The organism is Caulobacter radicis (assembly GCF_003094615.1).
Classification (GTDB): Bacteria; Pseudomonadota; Alphaproteobacteria; order Caulobacterales; family Caulobacteraceae; genus Caulobacter; species Caulobacter radicis.
This window is the reverse complement of record NZ_QDKO01000008.1, coordinates 1-20,460: the sequence shown is the minus strand read 5'-3', so window position 1 is coordinate 20,460 and position 20,460 is coordinate 1. Positions and strand designations below refer to the sequence as shown.

Here is a 20,460-nt window from a genome sequence, read left to right as displayed (position 1 = left end):
GCCCGTGAACGCTCCTGCCAAGCCCAATGACTGGTCCGCCTATCCCGACGCCAAGGGGCGCTTCGGCGAATTCGGCGGCCTGTACGTGGCCGAAACCCTGATGCCGCTCGTGCTGGAGCTGGACAAGGCCTACCAGGAAGCCAAGAACGACCCGGCCTTCCAGGCCGAGCTGCGCGGCTACCTGACCCACTATGTCGGCCGCCCCAGCCCGCTCTATTTCGCCGAGCGCCTGACCCGTCATTTCGGCGGCGCCAAGATCTATTTCAAGCGCGAAGAGCTGAACCACACCGGCGCGCACAAGATCAACAACTGCATGGGCCAGATCCTGCTGGCCCAGCGCATGGGCAAGACCCGGATCATCGCCGAGACCGGCGCTGGCCAGCACGGCGTGGCCTCGGCCACCGTGTCGGCGCGCTTTGGCCTGCCCTGCATCGTCTACATGGGCGCCGTCGATGTCGCCCGGCAGAAGCCCAACGTCTTCCGCATGAACCTGCTGGGCGCCGAAGTGCGTCCGGTGACCTCGGGGGCCGCGACCCTCAAGGACGCCATGAACGAGGCCATGCGCGACTGGGTCACCAACGTCGAAGACACCTACTACCTGATCGGCACCGCCGCCGGCCCGCACCCCTATCCGGCCATGGTCCGAGATTTCCAGGCGGTGATCGGCAATGAAACCCGCGAGCAGATCCAGGAACTGGAAGGCCGCCTTCCCGACGCCGTCGTCGCCTGCGTGGGCGGCGGCAGCAACGCCATCGGCATGTTCCACCCGTTCCTCGCCGACGAGAGCGTGAAGATCTACGGCGTGGAAGCCTCGGGCCATGGCCTGGACACCGACAAGCACGCCGCCTCGCTGACCGGCGGGCGTCCGGGCGTGCTGCACGGCAACCGCACCTATCTCTTGCAGGACGACGACGGCCAGATCCTCGACGCCCACTCGATCAGCGCCGGCCTCGACTATCCGGGCATCGGTCCGGAGCACTCGTTCCTGCACGACATCGGCCGGGCCCAGTACCTGACCTGCACCGACGACGAGGCGCTGAAGGCCTTCCAGCTGTGCGCGGAGCTCGAGGGCATCATTCCCGCCCTGGAAAGCGCCCACGCCATCGCCAAGCTGCCGCAGCTGGCCAAGGAGATCGGCGAGGGCGGCGTGATCGTCATGTGCCTGTCGGGCCGTGGCGACAAGGACATCTTCACCGTGGCCGACGCGCTCGGGCGCAGCATCTAGATGCTTCGACCGGCGCGCCAAGCGCCCTCGTCCTTCGACAAGCTCAGGATGAGGGCTATTTCCGACCTCGCAGTAGAAAACCTCACCCTGAGCCTGTCGAAGGGCGGGGTTTTCGGCTCCGCCGTCGTCAGCGGGAACTGAGACCAATGACCAAAGACCGCATCGACCGCCGCTTCGCGGCGCTGAAGGCCGAAAATCGCGCCGGCTTCGTCGCCTATGTGATGGCCGGCGATCCCGACGCCGCGACCGCGCTGGAGATCCTGAAAGGCCTGCCGGCCGCCGGCGCCGACCTGATCGAGCTGGGCTTCCCGTTCTCGGACCCGATGGCCGAGGGCCCGACCATCCAGCGCGCCAGCCAGCGCGCCCTGGCCGGCAAGATGACCCTGAACGGCACGCTGGACCTGGCCCGCGCCTTCCGCGAAGGCGACCAGGACACCCCGCTGATCCTGATGGGCTATCTGAACCCGCTGGTGAACAAGGGCTTCGACGTCTTCGCGAAAGACGCAGCCCAAGCCGGAGTCGACGGTCTGATCGTCGTCGACTGCCCGCCCGAGGAAGCCGATCCGCTGAGCGACGCGCTGGAGGCCGAAGGCATATCGCTGATTCGCCTGGCCTCGCCGACGACCGACGAAAAGCGCCTGCCGGCCGTCGTGCGCCGCACCTCGGGCTTCGTCTACTACGTGTCGGTGGCCGGCGTGACCGGCGTCAAGGAAGCCGACGCCGATGCTGTCGCGCCCGCCGTCGAGCGCCTGCGCGCGGCCGCGCAACTGCCTGTGGCGGTTGGCTTTGGCATCCGCACGGCCGAGCGCGCCGCCGAGGTGGCCCGCGTCGCCGACGCCGCCGTCGTGGGCTCGGCGCTGGTCGATGAGATTGAATCAGCGGGCAAGCTGAACGAAAACGTGACCCAAAAGGTTCTTTCCAAGGCGTCGGAGCTGGCTAAGGCTGTGCGATCCGCGCGACAAGATACGGTGTGAGGCTGTAAGGCTATGGCGATGGCTGAACCCCAAGGCCCCAAGAAGGGCGACAAGACCAAGAGCTCGACCGACCGCCGCGGCGGCTGGCTGTCGCGCATCGCCCCCGGCGTGCGCGGAGCCTTCGCCAAGCGCGAGACGCCCGAAAACCTCTGGGTCAAGTGCCCCGACACGGGCGAGATGATCTACCGCTCCGACCTGGAGGCGGCCCTGTGGGTCACCCCGGCCGGACGCCACATGCGCATCGGTCCCGAAGCGCGCTTCAAGTTCACCTTCGACGATGGCCAGTACGAGGCCCTGCCGACCCCGTCGGTGGTCGAGGACCCGCTGAAGTTCTCGGACGGCAAGCCCTACAAGGACCGCCTGGCCGCCGCGCGCAAGAGCACCGGCGAGCAGGACGCCATGGCCATCGGCTACGGCAAGATCGCCGGCGTCGACGCCGTGGTGCTGGTCCAGGACTTCGCCTTCATGGGCGGTTCGCTGGGCATGGCCGCCGGTGAAGGCTTCATCGCCGCCGCCAAGGCCGCCCTGGCCCGCCAGGTTCCGCTGGTCGCCTTCACCGCCGCCGGCGGCGCGCGCATGCAGGAAGGCGCCCTCTCCTTGATGCAGATGGCCCGCACCACCCTGGCCATCAACGAGCTGAACGACGCGGCCCTGCCCTATGTCGTGGTCCTCACCGACCCGACCACCGGCGGCGTCACCGCCTCCTACGCCATGCTGGGCGACGTGCACCTGGCCGAGCCGGGCGCCCTGATCGGCTTCGCAGGGCCCCGCGTCATCGAGCAGACCATCCGCGAGACCCTGCCGCCGGGCTTCCAGCGTTCGGAGTACCTCGTCGAAAAGGGCATGGTCGACCGCGTCACCGCCCGCAAGGACCTGCCGTCCACCCTCGGCTCGGTCCTCGGCACCCTGATGCTGGGCCGTCGCAAGGCGGCTTGAACCTGAAGTTCCTCCCCCATGAAACGGGGGAGGGGGACCGCGAAGCGGTGGAGGGGGCGACCGCCGCACTCCGCCCCTCGCCCCCTCTGTCACGGCGCTGATAGCGCCGCGCCACCTCCCCCGCTCGCGGGGGAGGAGCTTTCGGGGCTCCCATGACCGACCACCTCCGCGCCCACGACGCCGCGCTGGAGCGCCTGCGGGCGCTGCATCCGCTGAAGATCGACCTGTCGCTGGGCCGCATGCGCCGTCTGTGCGCCGCCCTGGGCGATCCGCAGGACCGCCTGCCGCCGGTGATCCACGTGGCCGGCACCAACGGCAAGGGCTCGACGGTCGCCTATCTGCGCCACATGGCCGAGGCCGCGGGGCTCAAGGTCCATGTCTTCACCTCGCCGCACCTGGTGCGCTTCGTCGAGCGCATCCGCCTGGCCGGGACGCTGATCACCGAAGCGCACCTGGCCGACGTGCTGGAACGGGTCGAGGCCGCCAACGATGGCCAGGCCATCACCTTCTTCGAGATCACCACGGCCGCGGCCTTCGTCGCCTTCGCCGAGGTCCCGGCCGACCTGTGCATCGTCGAGGTGGGCCTCGGCGGCGTGCTCGACGCCACCAACGTCATCACGCAACCGGCGGTCAGCGTCATCGCGCCCATCGACCTCGACCACCGCGAGTTCCTGGGCGACACCATCGAGCAGATCGCCGTCGAGAAGGCCGGCATCATCAAGCCGGGCGCGCCGGCCGTCAGCGCCCGCCAGCAGGACGCCGTCGACGAGGTGCTAGACACCGCCGCCGCCATGGCCGGGGTCGAGCTCACGCTCATGGGCCGCGAGTTCGACGCCTGGGAGGAACGAGGCCGCCTGCTGGTGCAGATGCCCGAGCGCCTGCTCGACCTGCCCGCCCCCGCCCTGCCCGGCGAGCACCAGTACGCCAACGCTGGCCTCGCGGTCGCCGCCCTGCTGGCCCTGGACGACCCCAGGATCGGCGAAGAGGCCATGGGCCGGGGGATCGCCGGCACGGTGTGGCCGGCCCGTTTCCAGCGCCTGACCGCCGGCCCCTACGCGCAGACCGCGCAAGCCGCCGGCGCCGACCTCTGGCTCGACGGCGGCCACAACCCCCATGCGGGCCGCGCCGTGGCCCGCGCCGTGGCCGATCTGGCCGCCCGCGACGGCCGCCCCGTGGCGCTGATCTCGGGCCTTCTGGCCAACAAGGACGCCGCCGGCTTCTTCGAGGCTTTCCGGGGCGTGGCGACCAAGGTCTTCACGGTCACCTTCGAAGGCCACGCCGCCGCCAGCGCCGCCCAGACCGCCGCCGCCGCCGAGCTGGCCGGCCTGCGCGCCGCCGCCTGCGACAGCCTCGACGATGCGCTCAACCGGGCGCTAGCGCTGGATCCCGTCCCGCACGTACTCATCTGCGGCTCGCTCTACCTGGCGGGCGAAGTGCTGGGGGCAGACGAGGCGACGTGGCCAGCCTGACCTGACCCTCTCTCTTTGAGAGAGGGAGGGGCCCACGCCGCGGGCGTGGGAGGGTGAGAGGTTACAGCCTGTCCGGATGGGGCCCGGGCTGAAGGCAACAAATCATCGTTATCCCGGAAAGCCCGCAGGGCTTATCCGGCGACCCAGGGGGACTGGGCTCGGTGGCTGGCTCAAGCGCCCCAGCGAGCCCCGACGCATTGCGCCGGCCCCTGGGTCCCGGGTCTTCGCTGCGCTCCGCCTGGGATGACGACGAAGGGGGAGCGGCCGAGTTTCCCTTCCGGCGGTGAAACCTCTCACCCTCCCACCGCTTCGCGGCGGGCCCCTCCCTCTCTCGAAGAGAGAGGGAATTTCTCAGAAATTCCGCGTCGAGATATCCGGCACGGCCAGCACGCCGGCCTCGCCGCTTTCGTCGCCCCAGGCCAGGCGCGTGCCGTCGGCGTTGACCGACAGGCTGCTGATCGCCGCGCCCTTCTCGGCCTTCAGGGTCTCGATGCGGCCCGAGCGCAGGTGGCAGGCCCAGATGCGGCCGTTGTCCTGGCCGGCGATCGCCACCGGCAGGGCGTCGACGCCCGCGACCTGCACGACCAGCGAGTCGCGCGAGAAGCCGATCTCGGCGGCTTCCTTGCCCATCGGGCCGCTCGCGCCCGCGAACGGCCAGATCACCGCGCCGTTGGCGCCGGCCGTGGCCAGCAGCGCGCCCTTGTCGAGGAAGGCCATGCTCTTGATCTTGGCCGGATAGCCGCCCATCCGCATGTCCTTGCCGTCCGACAGGCGCCAGCCGTGTAGCTGGTTCTCCTGCATGGCCGAGACCAGGAACTTGCCGTCGGGGCTGTAGGCCAGGCCGACGTGGCTGCCGGCCCACTTCATCACCGTCGGCTTCTGGTCGGCGATACGGCCCCACCACAGCGACACGCCGCCGTAGCCGGCCGCGGCCAGGCGCTTGCCCTTCGGATCGAAGGCCACCGCCGACACCGTCTTCTCGTGCGCGTAGACACGGCGGAAGCTGTCGTCGGCGGCGTCCAGCACGTGGACCTCCTTGCCGGCCGTGAAGGCGATCAGGCCCGAAGCCGGGCTGGCGGCCACGTGCTCGATCCACTTGCCCTTGACCTCGGCCAGCAGGGTGGCGACCAGCTCGTCGCCCTCCAGCCGGCTCCAGACCACGCGGCCGTCGTCGCCGCCGGTCACCAGGCCCCGGCCCGAAGGGTGGACGCAGGCGGCCAGCGCCGCGCCGCCCAAAGACGCCCCCTGGGGCCCGCCATGGGCCTCGACGGTGACGAAGCCGCCCTCGGCCTCGAATCGGACCGTGCCGTCGCCCAGGGCGAATCCGGCGCGTCCAGCGCGATCGAACAGGGCGGCGGTGACGTAGGCGTCGAACGAAAAGATCATGCGCGGGGGCTTAGCGCGGCCAGTTTCACAGCGCTAGTCGCGTCTTGCGCGAAGCGTTGAGCGGGAATCCGCCTCCTGAACGCCGTTAGGCCAAAAAGACTCACAAAAGGGGTTGCCATCGCGCCGTCTCGTCGGGCTTTACTTCCGCGCTCGTCTGCGCCAGACGTGGCATCTAACAATTTCTGGACCGCCTGGGGGCGGTCCCCGGGAGACAGTCAGGCTATGGCGGCTAAACTTGCTGGCGGCGGCGGCGGTCGCTACTCGCTGAACCAGAATTCCGAAATCAACGTCACGCCCTTCGTCGACATTCTGCTCGTTCTGCTGATCATCTTCATGGTCGCCGTGCCGATGGCCGTGACCTCGATCAAGATCGATCTGCCGCCGGCCGTCCCGCCGCCGCCGAACGCGCCGAAGCCGAAGGAGCCGGTGTTCATCTCGATCCAGAAGTCGGGCGCTCTGTTCATCGCGGACAAGCAAACCAGCCTCGACAACCTGCCGATCGACCTGGACGCTTCGTTCACCTCGAAGGGCCAAGCCGGTCCGAAGGACGATCAGCGCGTCATGATCCGCGCCGACGCCGACGTGCTGTACTCGGACTTCATGGGCGTCCTGAACCAGCTGCAGACCGCTGGCTGGTACAAGGTCGGCCTGATCAACGAAGACATCCACTAGGGATCTCTTCGGCGATCGCCGAAAGTATCGAAGGGGCCGGCGGCGAAAGCTTCCGGCCCCTTTTTCATGCCCGCTTGACCGGAGCCCCCGATGCCCGACGCCAAGACCTGGATCGCCTTCTGCCTGGTCTGCCTGGGGATGGCCCTGACGCCGGGACCCAACATGCTCTACCTGGTCAGCCGATCGATCTGCCAGGGCAAGTGGGCGGGCATCGTCTCGCTGGCCGGTACGGCGGCGGGCTTCGTCGTCTATCTGGTCTGCGCGGCGCTCGGGATCACCGCCCTGCTGATGGCCGCCCCGATCGCCTACGACATCCTGCGCTTCGGCGGGGCCCTCTATCTCGGCTGGCTGGCCTGGCAGGCGATCAAGCCCGGCGGCCGCTCGCCATTCCAGGTGCGCGAGCTGCCCAAGGACCCGCCGGCCAAGCTGATGGCCATGGGCTTCCTGACCAACCTGCTCAATCCCAAGGCGGCGATGCTCTATCTGTCGCTGCTGCCGCAGTTCATCGATCCGAAGCACGGGAACGTGCTGGGCCAGTCGCTGCTGCTGGGCGGCAGCCAGATCGCCATCAGCCTGTCGGTCAACGCCGCGATCTGCCTGGCCGCCGGGACCATCGCCGGCTTCCTGGCCACGCGCCCGAGCTTCGCGCTGATCCAGCGCTGGCTGATGGCCAGCGTCCTGGGCGGCCTGGCCGTCCGCATGGCGACCGAGGCGCGCCGCTAGCCTCCAGGACTGCTGAGGATCGCTCAGCAGGCCATGGACGAGGCTCCGGCTAATCCCGAGCCTCCGACGGCGCTATGACGCCCTCCTGAGCAAGGAGAGGCCATGCGCGAGGTCATCGTCGTCATCGGGGCTGGCCAGATCGGCCAGGCCATCGCCCGCCGGGTGGGCGTGGGCAAGCGCGTGCTGCTGGCCGACATGAAGCCGCAGAACGCCCAGGCCGCCGCCGAGGTGCTGGCCGACGCCGGCTACGAAACCCATGTCGCTGCCGTCGACGTCGCCTCGCGGCCCTCCGTCGAGGCCCTGGTAGCCACCGCCACGGCCCTGGGTGAGGTCACCGGCCTGATCCACGCAGCCGGCGTCTCGCCCAGCCAGGCGCCGCCCGAGGTGATCCTCAGGGTCGACCTCTATGGGACCGCCCTGGTGCTGGAGCTGTTCGGGGCGGTGATCGCCCAGGGCGGCTCGGGCGTGGTCATCGCCTCGCAGTCGGGCCACCGCCTGCCGCCGCTGCCTGTCGAGCAGAACCACGCCCTGGCCACGACGCCCACCGAGGACCTGCTGGCCCTGCCCTTCCTGTCGCCGGACGAGGTCAGCGACCCGCTGAAGGCCTACCAGCTGTCCAAGCGCGGCAACTCCCTGCGAGTGGCGGCCCAGGCCGTGCGCTGGGGCCAGCGCGGCGCACGGATCAACGCCATCAGTCCCGGCATCGTCATGACGCCCCTGGCCCGCGACGAGCTCTCAGGCCCGCGCGGCGAGGGCTATCGCAGGATGATCGAGGGATCGGCCGCCAAGCGCGCGGGAACGCCCGACGAGGTCGGGGCGGTCGGCGCCCTCTTGATGGGCCCCGACGGCGGCTTCATCACCGGCAGCGATGTCCTGATGGACGGCGGGGTGACCGCCGCCTGGTGGTACGGCGACCTGGCGAAGGGGTGAGCGGTACCGGCGCAAGGCCGCCCCGGATCCAGGTCACTCGCCGAAATGGGCCTGAAGCCGCTTGAGCACGTTGATGGCGGCGGCCTGTCGCTCGCGGTGATGGTCGGAGGCGGCCGCCTTGATTTCCGCGCGACGAAGCAACTCCCGCAGAATGCCTCGTCCTTGCATGTCCTTGGCGGTCGCGGCGCGAAGCTCAGCACTGTAGTATTTCGAGCTGTCCTCAAGCGTCCGCACGTGGAGGCGAAGGTCGGTGACGTCATAGCTGACCCGCGTCACCTTCAGTTCGGAGCCGACAAGAAGCTGCTCTGCGCCCCGGAAGATATCGCGGATCATGGCCCGCCCATCGAAGACCTCGATCTCGACTTCACTGTCCAACGACGGCTCGACCGCGCCGGCGTCGAAACTAGGCTCCGAGAAAACGAGCGACCAAATGGGTAGCTCATCTTGCGACATTTCGAAGGGCGCGAGCCTTATTTCGGCTTGGCCATCACTGAAGGTGCAGCGAGAGAGAAGGCCGCTCAGTTCGAGCTTCGGGACGGACATGGAGATAGCGTCTCGCAATTTCCTCAGGTCACAGGCGCGCCGCCATGGGCAGTTCAGCAATCCCTTGCGGGATTCGCTATCAGATCGTGCCCCGCCCCAGGTCGTACAGATAGAGCGTGACGGGGCAGGCCTGATTGTTGGCCCAGTTGATCGCTTCGTGAAGGCTGAGGCCCTCGCGTTGTTCGTAGGTCACCTCGTCCTCCAGGCTGACGCCGGGCGCGACGTCCGTATCGGCGACGGAATTGTCGTGCCAGGCGGCCTCGATTATCGCGTTGATGCTTGCCCAGCGATATGGGCGCGAGCGCCTGTCGATGATGTTCCAGATCATCTGACGTCCGTACTCCGAAAGCCAGGGACTGGTCGCTCCCTCTTTTTACCGACAGGCCGGTCGTCCACGCCGCACCGGTTATCGGCGGCGTTGGCGGGAATGACGGGAGATGAGAGCGGAACGATCCGGAGGCAGATGGGCCTCAGCCCCGCGCCTTCACCGGCGCGGCGCCGTCGACATAGGCCTCGTTGAGATAGACCTCGGCTTCCTGCGGCGACAGGGCCGGCGCGTAGCCGAAGCCCTGGCCGTAGTCGCAGCCCAGCTTTTGCAGGGCGCTGGCCATCTCGGCGTTCTCGACGCCCTCGGCCACCACTTCCAGGTCGAGGTCCTGGCCAAGCTTGACCACCGACCGGACGATCTTGGCCGAGCCGGCGTTGCCGCCCATGGTGCGCACGAAGTAGCGGTCGATCTTCAGTGTGTCGAACGGCAGCCGCGTCAGGTACGACAGCGACGAGAAACCCGTGCCGAAGTCGTCGAGCGCCAGGCCCGCGCCCGCTTCGCGCAAGGCCTTCAGGATCACCGCGGCCCGCTCGGGATCGCGCATGATGTCGCTTTCGGTGACTTCCAGCTTCAGCGCGCCGCGCGGCAGGCCGTTCTCGGCCAGCACCTGGGCCACGTCGTGCACCAGGCCCGGGCGGTCGATCTCGCCGGTCGACAGGTTGACGCTGACGGTCAGGGCGCCCACGGCCGGATGGCTACGGCGCCAGGCGGCCAGCTGCTTGCCGGCGCTGCGCATCATGTGCTCGCCGAGCTCGGCCATCAGGCCCATCTCTTCGATCAGCGGCAGGAACTCGTCGGGCGGCAGCAGGCCGCGACGCGGGTGGATCCAGCGCGCCAGGGCCTCGAAGCCCGACAGGGCGCCGGTCGACAGCCGCACGACCGGCTGGAAGTAGGGAATGATCTCGCCGCGGCCGATGGCGCCGCGCAGGTCGGCTTCCAGGGCCAGGCGCGACAGGCCGTCGGTCTCCATCGAGCGGCCGTAGGCGGCGGCCGAGCCGCGCCCGTTGGCGGCGGCGGCCTCGACGGCCAGCTCGGCCCGGCGGACCAGTTCGGCGGCCTCCGGCGCGTCCTCGCCGCCTTCGACCGAAACGGCGCCGATGGTCAGGGTCGGGTGGATGTCGAAGCCGGCGATGCGCAGGGGCTGTTCCAGCGCGGTGCGCAGCAGTTCGGCGGGCTCGTAGCCCTTGGGTTCGCACAGCACGGCGAACTCGTCCTCGCCGATGCGGCCCAGGATCGAGCCCTCGGGGAAGGCGGCGGCCAGGCGCGAGCCCAGCGCGGCCAGGACGAGGTCGGCGCGCTCGTGGCCCAGGGCCTCGTTCAGGCGGCGCAGGCGGTCGAGGTCAGCCACGACCAGCTCGTGCACGCCGTCATGGGTCAGGCGTTCGCGGGCGCGGGCGATGAAGCTGCGGCGGTCGAGCAGGCCGGTCAGCTCGTCCTTGCCGGAGGCGGCGAATTTCACTTCCGGGGCGATGACGCCGGCGGCGCGCACGCCCTCCTCCAGCCACACGCCCCGCCAGATGCAGACGCCGCCGCTGCGCATGCGCAGGCGAACGACGATCTCGGCCCCGGCTTCACGGACACGCAGCAACTCCTCGGCCTGGGCGCGGTCCTGCGGCAGGGCCAGCGCACGGAAGGCGGCGGAAGAGCATTCGGGGGCCAGCGGCGACAGGCCAAGCGCCCGGGCCGCGCCGTTGATGCGCAGGCGGTCGGCTTCGGGCTCCCAGTGCCACAGCGCGACCTCGGCGGCGCCCAACGCTTCCAGCGTGGTCGTCGCGTCCCAGATGCGTCGCTCGGCTACCTTGAATGACATGCCCGTTCCCACGCCGAAAAAGCCGGCGTCACAGCCCGGGCGGTCGCTATGACGGAGCGATCAACCCGAACAGACGATGATCTCGCCACTCGCCGTTAATTTTGAGATAAGCGCGGGCGTATCCCTCCTCGGAAAACCCGCAGCGCGACAACAGGTCCGCCGAGCGCACGTTGTGCGGCATGCACGCCGCCTCCAGCCGATGAAGGCCCAGCGGTCCAAAGGCGAAGTCGATCACCGCCTTCACCGCCTCGGTGGTATAGCCCTGCCCGGCATGGGCCTGGCCGCTCCAGTAGCCCATCACGCCGGTCTGCGAGACGCCCCGGCGGATGTTGAACAGCCGCACGCCGCCGACGATGGCGTCGTCGTCCTTGCGGAACACGAAGAACGGAAAGGCCTCGCCCGCCTCCAGTTCGCGGGCGTAGGCGGCCAGCCGCTGGCGGAAGGCCGTGCGGGTCAGGTCGTCGGCCGGCCAGCTGGGCTCCCAGGGCGTCAGGTAGCCGCGCGAGGCCGCCCTAAGCTGCGCCCACGGCTTGTGGTCGGCCAGCCGCGGCAGGCGCAGATAGACACGCTCGGCGTCGATGCGCGGACCATGGTCGATGCGGAACAGGCGGAGGATGGCGGACAAGCAGGGGGTCTCAGATCTCGAAGCCGCACCATCGCGGCTTATCAGCCGCCGAACAACGCCCGCCGGAAGATTTCGCCGGCCGAAAGCGCGGTCTTGGCCCCCAGCACGGCGGTGGCCGCCCGCGCCGGGTCCAGCATGCGCCGGCCCAGGCGGGTGATGTCCTCGGCGGTGACCGCGTCGACCCCGGCCGCCAGCTCGGCGGGCGGGAACAGCTTGCCGAAGGTCAGGGCCTGGCCGGCGTTCTGTTCGGCGCGGGCCAGCGGCTGCTCGCGGGCCATGAACATGTGCGCCTTCAGCTGGGCCTTGCAGCGGGCCAGCTCGGCCGGCTCGATGCGCTCGACAAGGGCCAGCACCTGCTCGGCGCAGACCTTGGCGGTCTCGGCCGCGTCCTTGGCCGCGCAGCCGACATAGATGCCCAGGGCCCCGATGTCGGCATAGGTGTCGGCATAGGCGTCGATGTTGTAGGCGAGGCCTCGCTTCTCGCGGGCCTCCTGGAACAGGCGCGACGACATCCCCCCGCCCAGGGCCTCGGCGAAGACGCGCAGGGCGAAGTAGTCGTCGTCGCGCGAACCGAACGCCGGCAGCATCAAAACGAGATGGGCCTGCTCCAGCTTGCGGGTCTCGGCGAAACTCGTCCCGACGAACGGCGCCGGATCGGGGATGCTCACGCCCGGCGTCGCCGGCAGGTCGCCGAACGCCTTTTCCGCCAGGGCCAGGATCTCGGCCTCGTTCACCGCGCCCGTGGCGCTGACCACCAGCCGGTCGGCGGCGTAGAGCGCCGCGCGCCACTCGGCCAGGGCCTCGGGGGTGGCGGCCTCGACGCTGTCGACCGTGCCCAGGATCGGCCGGCCGACCGGGTGGTCGCCCCAGGCGCCCTTCTGCAAGAGGTCGAAGACGTAGTCGTCGGGCGCGTCGGCGGCCTCGGCGATCTCCTGGGCCACCACCTGCTTCTCGCGGGCCAGGTCGCCGGCGTCCAGCGTCGGGCGGCGCACCAGGTCGGCGATCACCGCCATGGCCAGGCCCGCGCCGCCCTTCAGGGCCCGCACCTGGAAGCTGGTGCGCTCATAGCCGGTGGCGGCGTTGATCGAGCCGCCCTCGGCCTCGATCACCTCGACGATGTCGCGCGCGCTGCGGCCGCCCGCGCCCTTGAACACCATGTGCTCGAGCAGGTGCGACCAGCCCGACCGCGCCGGATCCTCATAGCCCGCGCCGCGACCGGCGACGACGGAGAGGGCCAGGGTCTCGAGGCCAGGCATCGGGTCGCAGACGACGCGGACGCCATTGGGGAGGGTATGGAGGGTCGGAAGGCTCATTTCCCTCCGTGTAGCCGCCTAAGCGCGTAAAGGCCACAGATCGAGGAACCTCCCCCTGTGGGGGAGGCGGCCGAAGGCCGGAGGGGGGCCGGTTTCAGCTTCCGGCGCGGGGGCCGATTTCACGGCCGCTCCCCCCACCGATCGCTGGCGCGATCGCCTCCCCCACAGGGGGAGGTTCTCTCAAGTCACTTCCCCGCGAACGCCCGCACGTGGGCCTTCACGGCGGCCGAGTCGGCCGGCAGGCGGTCGAAGCGTTCGGGCTTGGCCGACAGGTCCGGCGCGCCGCGCGGCACGCCCTGGACGACGCCGGTGGCGGCCAGCACGGCTTCGGGGAACTTGGCCGGGTGGGCGGTCGACAGCACCACGACCGGGGTCGTGGGGTCTTCCAGCCGCAGATGCGCCGCGGCGGCCAGGCCGACGGCGGTGTGCGGATCGACCACCTCGCCGGTCTCGTTCAGCGTCGAGAGCATGGTCTTGGCGGTGTCGGCCTCGCTGACCGAGGCGCCGGCGAACAGCTCGCGCATCATCGCGTGGGCGCTGGGCGGGATGTCGAGCGAGCCGGTGGTGTTAAAGCCCCGGAAGGCCCGGCCGGTCTCGACCCCGTCGCGGCGCACGGCCTCGAAATAGAGGCGTTCGAAGTTGGAGGCGACCTGGATGTCCATGGCCGGGCTCTGGGTGGCGGCCACCGCGCCGCGCGCGTAGCGGCCGTCCTCGAAGGCGCGGGCGAGGATGTCGTTGCTGTTGGTGGCGGCCACGACCTTGGCGATCGGCAGGCCCAGCTGCTTGGCGACGAAGGCGGCGTAGGCGTCGCCGAAGTTGCCGGTCGGCACGACGAAGGCCACCTCGCGGGCCGGCGCGCCCAGGCTGACGGCGGCGGTGAAGTAGTAGACGCTCTGGGCGGCGATCCGCGCCCAGTTGATCGAGTTGACGCCCGACAGGTCCACCGCGTGGCGGAACTGGTCGTCCTGGAAGGCCTGCTTGACGATGGCCTGGCAGTCGTCGAACGAGCCCTGCACCGAAACGCACGACACGTTGGCGTCTTCCGCCGTCGTCATGAACCGGCGCTGGACCTCGCTGATCCGGCCCTCGGGGAAGAGCGCGACGATGCGGGCGTTGCTGCGGCCGCGGAAGGCCTCGACGGCCGCGCCGCCGGTGTCGCCCGAGGTGGCGCAGATGATGGTCATGGTCCGCGACTGGCGCGACAGCACGTAGTCGTAGAGCCGCCCCAGCAGCTGCATGGCCACGTCCTTGAAGGCCAGGGTCGGGCCGTGGAACAGCTCCAGCAGGTAGCGGTTGGCGGCCAGCTGCTTCAGCGGCGTCACCGCCGCGTGGGTGAAGCTGGCATAGGCCTCGTCGCACATCTGGGCCAGGTCGTCGGCCGGGATGTCGTCGCCGACGAACTTGCCGAGCACGGCGGCGGCCACCTGGGCGTAGGTCTTGCCGGCGAAGGCGGCGATCTCTTCGGACGTGAAGGCCGGCCAGGCCTCGGGCACGTACAGGCCGCCGTCGGGGGCCAGGCCCGCCAGCACCGCGTCCAGGAAACCGATCGAAGGGGACTCGCCCCGGGTCGAGACGTAACGCATCAGGGCCTCATCCTACGCCAGAGCATGGCGGCATAGATAAAGAGCAGGGTGACAGCAAGACCAAACCACGTAAGCGCGTATTCCAGGTGCCGATTGGAAATTTCTGCCGGCAGCGGCGCAGGCGTGACGCCGAGGACGGCGGGCGTGGCGGTCTCGACCATCAGGATATGCGAAGCGGGCCTGTCGGCGGCGAAGGCGGCCAGGGCCTTGCCGCGATCGCCGCCCAGCGCCTTGGGGGCCATCAGCACGCCGACCACCTGGGCCGGCGCGGCGAACGCCTGGGCCTTGGGCTGGACCTGGCCGCTCAGGGCGTCGACGAGGCCGAGGTCGAGCAGGACGACGCCGTGCGCCTGGCCGGCCAGCCGGCAGGCGGCCATGGCTCGCCAGACCATGTCGCCGTCGCGCACGCCGTAGACCAGAGGCAGCGGCGCGGTCGCGCCCGGCGCGCAGTCGGCGGCCACGCGCACGAAGTCGACGTCCTCGCCCCGGTCGGCGCGGGCCAGGGCCTGGGCCAGCGGGACGGCGGGCGCGGTCTTCAGCGTCTCGATCCGCGCCAGCAGGTCTTGCTTCCAGGCCAGGCGCTTCACCTGCCAGGTTCCCAGGCCGCAGAGGATGGAAAAGGCGATCAGGGTCACGACCGTCAGGACGATCGGAAAGCGCGCCTTGGACTTTGCGGCCTCAGACATCGTCGCGCCCCGCTTGCGAGGCCTTGTTGGCGATCTGGGCGGCGACCATCAGGCCCTTGGCCGGGCGCATCAGCACCAGGCACGCCAGCAAGGTCAGCGGCAGCCAGACGACCAGCAGCAGCCACACCGGCCAATTCCAGGCGAACATCGAAAACAGCGCCCCGAACGCGCACAGGGCGCCGGCGATCAGGATGACGAAGGTCGCCGCGCCGTCGCCGCTCTCGAGCCTGGAGAAATCATAGCCGCAGGCCTCGCAGCGCGGGGCCACCTTGAGAAAGCCCTCGAACAGGAAGCCCTCGCCGCAGACGGGACAGCGCCCGGCGGCGCCGGCGGCGTAGGGGTTGGTCTTGGGCATCGAACGTCCTTGGTCCGAAATCCTCGTCCTTCGACAAGCTCAGGAAGAGGATTTCTACGGCGTCGCCCATCGTCCTCATCCTGAGCGTGTCCCCCGGGTCCGACCAAAGGTCGGCCCGAGGATGAACTCCGGACGAGGGCGACGCACGATCGAAAACGAAAAAGGCCCGGAGCGCGGTCGGCGCTCCGGGCCTCTTGGAAATCCGAGACCTCAGTGCGCCGAGGCGCCGAAGATCACGTAGATGAAGGCGAACAGGAAAAGCCAGACCACGTCGACGAAGTGCCAGTACCAGGCGGCCGCTTCGAAGCCGAAGTGCTGCTTGGGCGTGAAGGCGCCGTTCATCAGGCGGATCAGGCAGACGATCAGGAACAGCGTACCCACGAAGACGTGGAAGCCGTGGAAGCCGGTGGCCAGGAAGAAGGTCGAGCCGTACAGGCCCGAATTGGCGGCGGCCTCGTTGTAGAACAGGTTCTCGTGGTTGATGTGGGCGTACTCGTAGACCTGGATGCAGGTGAACAGCGCGCCGAGCAGGATGGTCAGGATCAGGCCCCACTTGGCGCCCTTGCGGTCGCCTTGCTGCAGGGCGTGGTGCGACCAGGTGATGGTCGTGCCCGACAGCAGCAGGGTCAGGGTGTTGACCAGCGGCAGGTGCCAGGGCGAGACGGTCTCGACGCCGGCCGGCGGCCAGGCGGCCCAGGCGGTGCGGACTTCCTCGATGCTCGAGAAGGTGCGGTGGCCGTGGAACAGGGCCATCTCGAAGAAGATCCAGAACCACGCCACGAAGAACATCACTTCCGAGGCGATGAACAGCACCATGCCGTAGCGCAGGCCGATCGAGACGACAGGGGTATGGTCGCCGGCGTTGGCTTCCTTGATGACGTCCCACCACCAGCCGAACATCGTGTAGAGCACGCCGGCCAGGCCGAGCGCGAACAGCCACCACTGGCCCTTCTCGATCCCGAACACGCCGCCCTTGATCCAGGCGATCAGGCCGATGGCCATGACGGTGGCCGCCATCGAGCCGACGAACGGCCACGGGCTAGGCGGCAGGATGTGGTAGTCGTGTTTGACGGCGCCGTGGGCCATGTGTTGCGAACCCTCTGATTATTTGAAGTACGCGTCGCGTAGGTCCCCCAAGGCCCGCGCACTCCCTTGTGGATTGCTATAGTCCCTTGGACGGTGTTCCGCCAAGTGGTTGAACGATGCGCGGCGTCGCGTCGGCCGACTTGCCGCCGTCCTCGCCCTCCACCGCCGGGAAAAATGTGTAGGACAGGGTGATCTCGGACTTGCCCTTGGTCTCCGGATCCTCGGCGAAGCGGGGATCGACGAAGTAGACGACCGGAAACTCGACGGTCTGGCCGGGCTCGATCGTCTGGTTCGAGAAGCAGAAGCACTCGATCTTCTGGAAGTAGGCCCCGGCCTGCTCGGGCACGACGTTGTAGATCGCCCGGCCCGTCTGGGGCTTGTCGCTGTTGTTGGTGACCTTGAAGAAGGCCAGGCCCGACGCGCCCAGCTTGATGTCCTGGCTGACCTGCTCGGTGGTGAAGGTCCAGGGCAGGCCCCGGATATTGGCGTCGAAGCGGACGACGACGCTGCGGTCCAGCACCTTGGTCGGGGCGGCCTCGGCGCGGCGCACCGTGCCGTCGAAGCCGGTGACCTGGCAGAACAGCTTGTAGAGCGGCACCGAGGCGTAGGCCGCGCCGACCATGCCGGCGAAGGCCCCGACGCAGATCAGCGCCACGCGCTTGTTGCGACGGCCCTGCGGGTCGCTCGCCTTGCCGGCCTTGGCCGCCGGCCTGGGATCAGAACCGGTTTCCGACATTGGCGCCGAGCCTCACCAGAGTGACCACGAAGACCAGGGCGACGAAGGCCACCAGGCCCAGCGCCAGGGCGATGTTGCGGCCGTTGCGGGCCTTCAGCGCCTGATCGGCGTCGGGCTTTACGGAAACGGTCTTCTTCGGATCGGTCAAAGCGGAAGCTCCAGGGCCCGGATCCCGATCATGGCCTCGGCCAGGAGCGCGGCGAACAGGGCGAACAGGTACAGGATCGAGAAGGCGAACAGGTTGCGGGCGTCCTTGGCCCCGCCCACCGGCGGCGGGCGCTTGCCCTCCACGGCGGGAGCGGCCTCGGCGGCCGGGGCCTCGGCCACGTCGTAGAGCGCGCGGTCGGCCACGCGCGGGTCGGCCGCGTCGCCGGCGTCGCTGCGGAACACCCGCCAGGCCAGGGTCAGGAACACGAGACCGCCCAGGGCCGAGACGGCGAGGTACAGCGGGCCGCCCAGGCCCGTGGCGGCCGGCGCCAGGCAGACGGGGATGAAGACCAGGCTGTAGAGCAGGATCTGCTTGCGGGTCTCCTTGGCGCCCTTGACCACCGGCAGCATCGGCACGCCGGCCTTGGCGTAGTCGGTGCTGATGTAGAGCGACAGGGCCCAGAAGTGCGGCGGGGTCCACAGGAAGATGATCAGCACCATCAGCCAGGCGTTCAGCGGCGCGTCACCCGCAGCGGCCGCCCAGCCGATGGCCGGCGGCAGCGCGCCGGCCAGCCCGCCGATGACGATGTTCTGGGCCGTCCAGCGCTTGAGCCACATGGTGTAGACCACCGCGTAGAAGACGATGGTGAAGGCCAGCAGGCCCGCGGCCAGCCAGTTGATGGCCATGCCCATCAGCAGCACCGACAGCAGGGAAAGGACGACGCCCAGGGTCGCGGCTTCCGAGCCCTCGACCAGGCCGGCCGGCACCGGACGGCCGCGGGTGCGGCGCATCTTGGCGTCGATGTCGGCGTCGTACCACATGTTCAGGGCGCCCGAGGCCCCCGCGCCCACGGCGATGCACAGCACCGCCACCGCGCCCAGCAGCGGGTGGATGTGGGTGCGGGCGGCCACTAGGCCGGTCGCGGCCGTGAACACCACCAACGACATCACGCGCGGCTTGAGCAGCTGGAAATAGTCCTGCCAGCGCGCCGCGCGAACCGTGTCGGCGGGCGTATCGGGCGAGAGGACGGCGGGCTTGGCCATGGGGATACGGGTCTTCGAACGAGGTCTTGATGGGCGAAGGGCGCGGGCCGGGCTGCCGCCCGATCCGCGCCCCCGCGCTTATACTGCTATCTTACCAGAGATCAGTGGTGATCGTCGGCCTTGATGACCGGCGGCTCGCTGAACTGGTGGAACGGCGGCGGCGAGGACAGGGTCCACTCCAGCGTGGTGGCGCCTTCGCCCCACGGGTTGGCCTCGGCCTTGCGGCGACGGATGGCGGCTTCCAGCAGCACGACCAGGAAGACGCCGACGCCGACGACGGTGATCATGTAGCCCACCGACGAGACGTAGTTCCACTTCGCGAAGGCGTCCGGATAGTCGACATAGCGACGCGGCATGCCGTCCAGGCCCAGGAAGTGCTGCGGGAAGAACACCAGGTTCACGCCCACGAACATGATCCAGAAGTGCAGGGCGCCGAGGAACTCGTTGTACTTCACGCCCCACATTTTCTCGAACCAGTAGTAGAAGCCCGCGAAGATGGCGAAGACGGCGCCCAAGCTGAGCACGTAGTGGAAGTGAGCCACCACGTAGTAGGTGTCGTGCAGGCTGTAGTCGATGCCGGCGTTCGACAGGACCACGCCGGTGACGCCGCCGACCGTGAACAGGAAGATGAAGCCGATCGCCCACAGCATGGGCGTCTTGAAGCTGATCGAACCGCCCCACATCGTGGCGATCCAGCTGAAGATCTTCACGCCCGTCGGGACGGCGATGATCATCGTCGCGGCCACGAAGTAGGCGCGCAGGTTGATGGGCATGCCGACCGTGTACATGTGGTGGGCCCACACGACGAAGCCGACGAAGCCGATGGCGACCATGGCGTAGGCCATGGCGAGGTAGCCGAAGACCGGCTTCTTCGAGAAGGTCGAGACGATGTGGCTGATGATGCCGAACCCCGGCAGGATCAGGATGTACACTTCCGGGTGACCGAAGAACCAGAACAGGTGCTGGAACATCACCGGGTCGCCGCCGGCGGCGGGATCGAAGAAGTGGGTGCCGAAGTTGCGGTCGGTCAGCAGCATGGTGATGGCGCCGGCCAGCACGGGCAGCGACAGCAGCAGCAGGAAGGCGGTGATCAGCACCGACCAGGCGAACAGCGGCATGCGGTGCAGGGTCATGCCCGGCGCGCGCATGTTGAAGATCGTGGTGATGAAGTTGATCGCGCCCAGGATCGACGAAGCGCCGGCCAGGTGGAGCGACAGGATCGCCAGGTCCATGGCCGGGCCGGTGTGGCCCGAGGTCGACAGCGGCGGATAGATCGTCCAGCCGCCGCCGAAGCCGTGGCCCGGGCCGCCGTCGACGAACATCGAGGTGCACAGCAGGATCCAGGCGGCGACCAGCAGCCAGAACGAGATGTTGTTCATCCGCGGGAAGGCCATGTCCGGCGCGCCGATCATGATCGGGACGAACCAGTTGCCGAAGCCGCCGATCATGGCGGGCATGACCATGAAGAAGATCATGATCAGGGCGTGGGCGGTGACCACGGCGTTGTAGCCGTGCTTGCCCTTGAACACGCCCCACTCGGCCAGCAGGCCGGTCTCGGAGAAGATCTGGATGCCCGGGTGCATCAGCTCCCAGCGGATCAGGCCCGACAGGGCCCCGCCGACGATCCCGGCCATGATGGCGAACAGGATGTAGAGGGTGCCGATGTCCTTGTGGTTCGTCGAGAAGAACCAGCGCTGGAAGAAGGGCGGCTTTTCGTCGGCGCCGTGGCCGGCGTCGTGGTGATCGATGTCAGCGGCGTGAGCCATCGGACTGATATCCTAAAGCGTTCTTAGGCCGCCGGCGCGGCGGCGGGGGCCGCGGCCGGAGCGGAAGCGGGTGCAGCCGGAGCGGCGGCGGGCGTGGCGGCCGGAGCCGCGCCAGGCGCGGCC

21 protein-coding genes are annotated in these 20,460 nt (G+C 69.2%); 7 read left to right on the top strand and 14 right to left on the bottom strand.

Going from position 1 to position 20,460, the window contains the following annotated elements:
- Positions 1-4 precede the first annotated feature (4 nt).
- The 4 genes from trpB (at position 5) to DDF62_RS02105 (ending at position 4,604) form a co-directional block, all read left to right on the top strand.
- Positions 5-1,225: a tryptophan synthase subunit beta gene (trpB, locus tag DDF62_RS02120; RefSeq protein WP_165832150.1), complete on the top strand. Its 1,221-nt coding sequence runs from the start codon at positions 5-7 to the stop codon at positions 1,223-1,225.
- A gap of 146 nt (positions 1,226-1,371) precedes the next feature.
- Positions 1,372-2,199, top strand: coding sequence for a tryptophan synthase subunit alpha (gene trpA / locus DDF62_RS02115; protein WP_116487585.1), 828 nt, complete (start codon positions 1,372-1,374; stop codon positions 2,197-2,199).
- Between the two features lie 12 nt (positions 2,200-2,211).
- Positions 2,212-3,135: an acetyl-CoA carboxylase carboxyltransferase subunit beta gene (locus DDF62_RS02110; protein ID WP_101716057.1), complete on the top strand. Its 924-nt coding sequence runs from the start codon at positions 2,212-2,214 to the stop codon at positions 3,133-3,135.
- A gap of 152 nt (positions 3,136-3,287) precedes the next feature.
- Positions 3,288-4,604 (top strand): bifunctional folylpolyglutamate synthase/dihydrofolate synthase, encoded by a 1,317-nt coding sequence (locus DDF62_RS02105; protein ID WP_116487584.1) that lies wholly within the window; start codon positions 3,288-3,290, stop codon positions 4,602-4,604.
- A 351-nt stretch (positions 4,605-4,955) separates the two neighbouring features.
- Here DDF62_RS02105 and DDF62_RS02100 read toward each other — a convergent pair whose 3' ends face one another.
- Complete coding sequence (locus tag DDF62_RS02100; RefSeq protein ID WP_116487583.1) at positions 4,956-5,990, bottom strand: WD40 repeat domain-containing protein; 1,035 nt, start codon at positions 5,988-5,990, stop codon at positions 4,956-4,958.
- 222 nt (positions 5,991-6,212) lie between these two features.
- Here DDF62_RS02100 and DDF62_RS02095 point away from each other — a divergent pair, with 222 nt between their 5' ends.
- From DDF62_RS02095 to DDF62_RS02085, 3 genes are all read left to right on the top strand, one after another.
- The gene (locus DDF62_RS02095; protein WP_058349874.1) at positions 6,213-6,662 is read left to right on the top strand and encodes a biopolymer transporter ExbD; all 450 of its coding nucleotides are present in this window, start codon (positions 6,213-6,215) and stop codon (positions 6,660-6,662) included.
- A 90-nt stretch (positions 6,663-6,752) separates the two neighbouring features.
- Entirely contained in the window at positions 6,753-7,385 is a 633-nt protein-coding gene (locus DDF62_RS02090) for a LysE family translocator (RefSeq protein WP_116487582.1), read from the top strand.
- A gap of 102 nt (positions 7,386-7,487) precedes the next feature.
- Complete coding sequence (locus DDF62_RS02085; RefSeq protein WP_116487581.1) at positions 7,488-8,315, top strand: SDR family oxidoreductase; 828 nt, start codon at positions 7,488-7,490, stop codon at positions 8,313-8,315.
- A 33-nt stretch (positions 8,316-8,348) separates the two neighbouring features.
- On the opposite strand, the gene DDF62_RS02080 is transcribed toward DDF62_RS02085, so the two are convergent.
- From DDF62_RS02080 to ctaD, 13 genes are all read right to left on the bottom strand, one after another.
- Positions 8,349-8,858, bottom strand: coding sequence for a hypothetical protein (locus tag DDF62_RS02080; RefSeq protein ID WP_116487580.1), 510 nt, complete (start codon positions 8,856-8,858; stop codon positions 8,349-8,351).
- Between the two features lie 79 nt (positions 8,859-8,937).
- A complete protein-coding gene (locus DDF62_RS02075) occupies positions 8,938-9,186 on the bottom strand; it encodes a hypothetical protein (protein ID WP_116487579.1) in 249 nt (82 codons plus the stop codon).
- 142 nt (positions 9,187-9,328) lie between these two features.
- Positions 9,329-10,996 (bottom strand): putative bifunctional diguanylate cyclase/phosphodiesterase, encoded by a 1,668-nt coding sequence (locus DDF62_RS02070; protein WP_116487578.1) that lies wholly within the window; start codon positions 10,994-10,996, stop codon positions 9,329-9,331.
- Positions 10,997-11,042: 46 nt separating this feature from the next.
- Positions 11,043-11,621: a GNAT family N-acetyltransferase gene (locus tag DDF62_RS02065; protein WP_116487577.1), complete on the bottom strand. Its 579-nt coding sequence runs from the start codon at positions 11,619-11,621 to the stop codon at positions 11,043-11,045.
- Between the two features lie 41 nt (positions 11,622-11,662).
- Positions 11,663-12,934: a M16 family metallopeptidase gene (locus tag DDF62_RS02060; RefSeq protein ID WP_116487576.1), complete on the bottom strand. Its 1,272-nt coding sequence runs from the start codon at positions 12,932-12,934 to the stop codon at positions 11,663-11,665.
- 185 nt (positions 12,935-13,119) lie between these two features.
- Positions 13,120-14,517, bottom strand: a complete 1,398-nt coding sequence (thrC, locus tag DDF62_RS02055) for a threonine synthase (protein ID WP_116487575.1) — start codon at positions 14,515-14,517, stop codon at positions 13,120-13,122.
- Positions 14,517-15,203 carry an SURF1 family protein gene (locus tag DDF62_RS02050; protein WP_116487574.1) on the bottom strand — a complete coding sequence of 229 codons (687 nt, stop codon included), beginning with the start codon at positions 15,201-15,203 and terminating at the stop codon, positions 14,517-14,519. The genes thrC and DDF62_RS02050 overlap by 1 nt, the downstream gene beginning before the upstream one ends.
- Positions 15,196-15,558, bottom strand: a complete 363-nt coding sequence (locus DDF62_RS02045; protein ID WP_116487573.1) for a DUF983 domain-containing protein — start codon at positions 15,556-15,558, stop codon at positions 15,196-15,198. Before DDF62_RS02045 ends, DDF62_RS02050 begins: the two co-directional genes overlap by 8 nt.
- A gap of 210 nt (positions 15,559-15,768) precedes the next feature.
- Positions 15,769-16,644, bottom strand: a complete 876-nt coding sequence (locus DDF62_RS02040; protein ID WP_116487572.1) for a cytochrome c oxidase subunit 3 — start codon at positions 16,642-16,644, stop codon at positions 15,769-15,771.
- Between the two features lie 76 nt (positions 16,645-16,720).
- Complete coding sequence (locus tag DDF62_RS02035) at positions 16,721-17,266, bottom strand: cytochrome c oxidase assembly protein (RefSeq protein ID WP_244286675.1); 546 nt, start codon at positions 17,264-17,266, stop codon at positions 16,721-16,723.
- A gap of 94 nt (positions 17,267-17,360) precedes the next feature.
- Positions 17,361-17,528, bottom strand: a complete 168-nt coding sequence (locus DDF62_RS25470) for a hypothetical protein (RefSeq protein ID WP_058349885.1) — start codon at positions 17,526-17,528, stop codon at positions 17,361-17,363.
- On the bottom strand, positions 17,525-18,571 hold the full coding sequence (gene cyoE / locus DDF62_RS02030) for a heme o synthase (protein WP_116487570.1): 1,047 nt from the start codon (positions 18,569-18,571) through the stop codon (positions 17,525-17,527). Before cyoE ends, DDF62_RS25470 begins: the two co-directional genes overlap by 4 nt.
- Before the next feature lie 101 nt (positions 18,572-18,672).
- Positions 18,673-20,337, bottom strand: a complete 1,665-nt coding sequence (ctaD, locus tag DDF62_RS02025; protein WP_116487569.1) for a cytochrome c oxidase subunit I — start codon at positions 20,335-20,337, stop codon at positions 18,673-18,675.
- Between the last annotated feature and the right edge of the window lie 123 nt (positions 20,338-20,460).

Excerpts from the sequence above, each read along its gene's own strand:
- DDF62_RS02040 (WP_116487572.1), bottom strand. The coding sequence starts at position 16,644 with ATGGCCCACGGCGCCGTCAAACACGACTACCACATCCTGCCGCCTAGC.
- DDF62_RS02045 (WP_116487573.1), bottom strand. The coding sequence starts at position 15,558 with ATGCCCAAGACCAACCCCTACGCCGCCGGCGCCGCCGGGCGCTGTCCC.
- thrC (WP_116487575.1), bottom strand. The coding sequence starts at position 14,517 with ATGCGTTACGTCTCGACCCGGGGCGAGTCCCCTTCGATCGGTTTCCTG.
- DDF62_RS02100 (WP_116487583.1), bottom strand. The coding sequence starts at position 5,990 with ATGATCTTTTCGTTCGACGCCTACGTCACCGCCGCCCTGTTCGATCGC.
- ctaD (WP_116487569.1), bottom strand. The coding sequence starts at position 20,337 with ATGGCTCACGCCGCTGACATCGATCACCACGACGCCGGCCACGGCGCC.
- DDF62_RS02090 (WP_116487582.1), top strand. The coding sequence starts at position 6,753 with ATGCCCGACGCCAAGACCTGGATCGCCTTCTGCCTGGTCTGCCTGGGG.
- cyoE (WP_116487570.1), bottom strand. The coding sequence starts at position 18,571 with ATGGCCAAGCCCGCCGTCCTCTCGCCCGATACGCCCGCCGACACGGTT.
- DDF62_RS02075 (WP_116487579.1), bottom strand. The coding sequence starts at position 9,186 with ATGATCTGGAACATCATCGACAGGCGCTCGCGCCCATATCGCTGGGCA.
- DDF62_RS02105 (WP_116487584.1), top strand. The coding sequence starts at position 3,288 with ATGACCGACCACCTCCGCGCCCACGACGCCGCGCTGGAGCGCCTGCGG.
- DDF62_RS02080 (WP_116487580.1), bottom strand. The coding sequence starts at position 8,858 with ATGTCCGTCCCGAAGCTCGAACTGAGCGGCCTTCTCTCTCGCTGCACC.
- DDF62_RS02110 (WP_101716057.1), top strand. The coding sequence starts at position 2,212 with ATGGCGATGGCTGAACCCCAAGGCCCCAAGAAGGGCGACAAGACCAAG.
- DDF62_RS02050 (WP_116487574.1), bottom strand. The coding sequence starts at position 15,203 with ATGTCTGAGGCCGCAAAGTCCAAGGCGCGCTTTCCGATCGTCCTGACG.
- DDF62_RS02095 (WP_058349874.1), top strand. The coding sequence starts at position 6,213 with ATGGCGGCTAAACTTGCTGGCGGCGGCGGCGGTCGCTACTCGCTGAAC.
- trpA (WP_116487585.1), top strand. The coding sequence starts at position 1,372 with ATGACCAAAGACCGCATCGACCGCCGCTTCGCGGCGCTGAAGGCCGAA.
- DDF62_RS02060 (WP_116487576.1), bottom strand. The coding sequence starts at position 12,934 with ATGAGCCTTCCGACCCTCCATACCCTCCCCAATGGCGTCCGCGTCGTC.
- DDF62_RS02070 (WP_116487578.1), bottom strand. The coding sequence starts at position 10,996 with ATGTCATTCAAGGTAGCCGAGCGACGCATCTGGGACGCGACGACCACG.
- DDF62_RS02085 (WP_116487581.1), top strand. The coding sequence starts at position 7,488 with ATGCGCGAGGTCATCGTCGTCATCGGGGCTGGCCAGATCGGCCAGGCC.
- DDF62_RS02035 (WP_244286675.1), bottom strand. The coding sequence starts at position 17,266 with ATGGTCGGCGCGGCCTACGCCTCGGTGCCGCTCTACAAGCTGTTCTGC.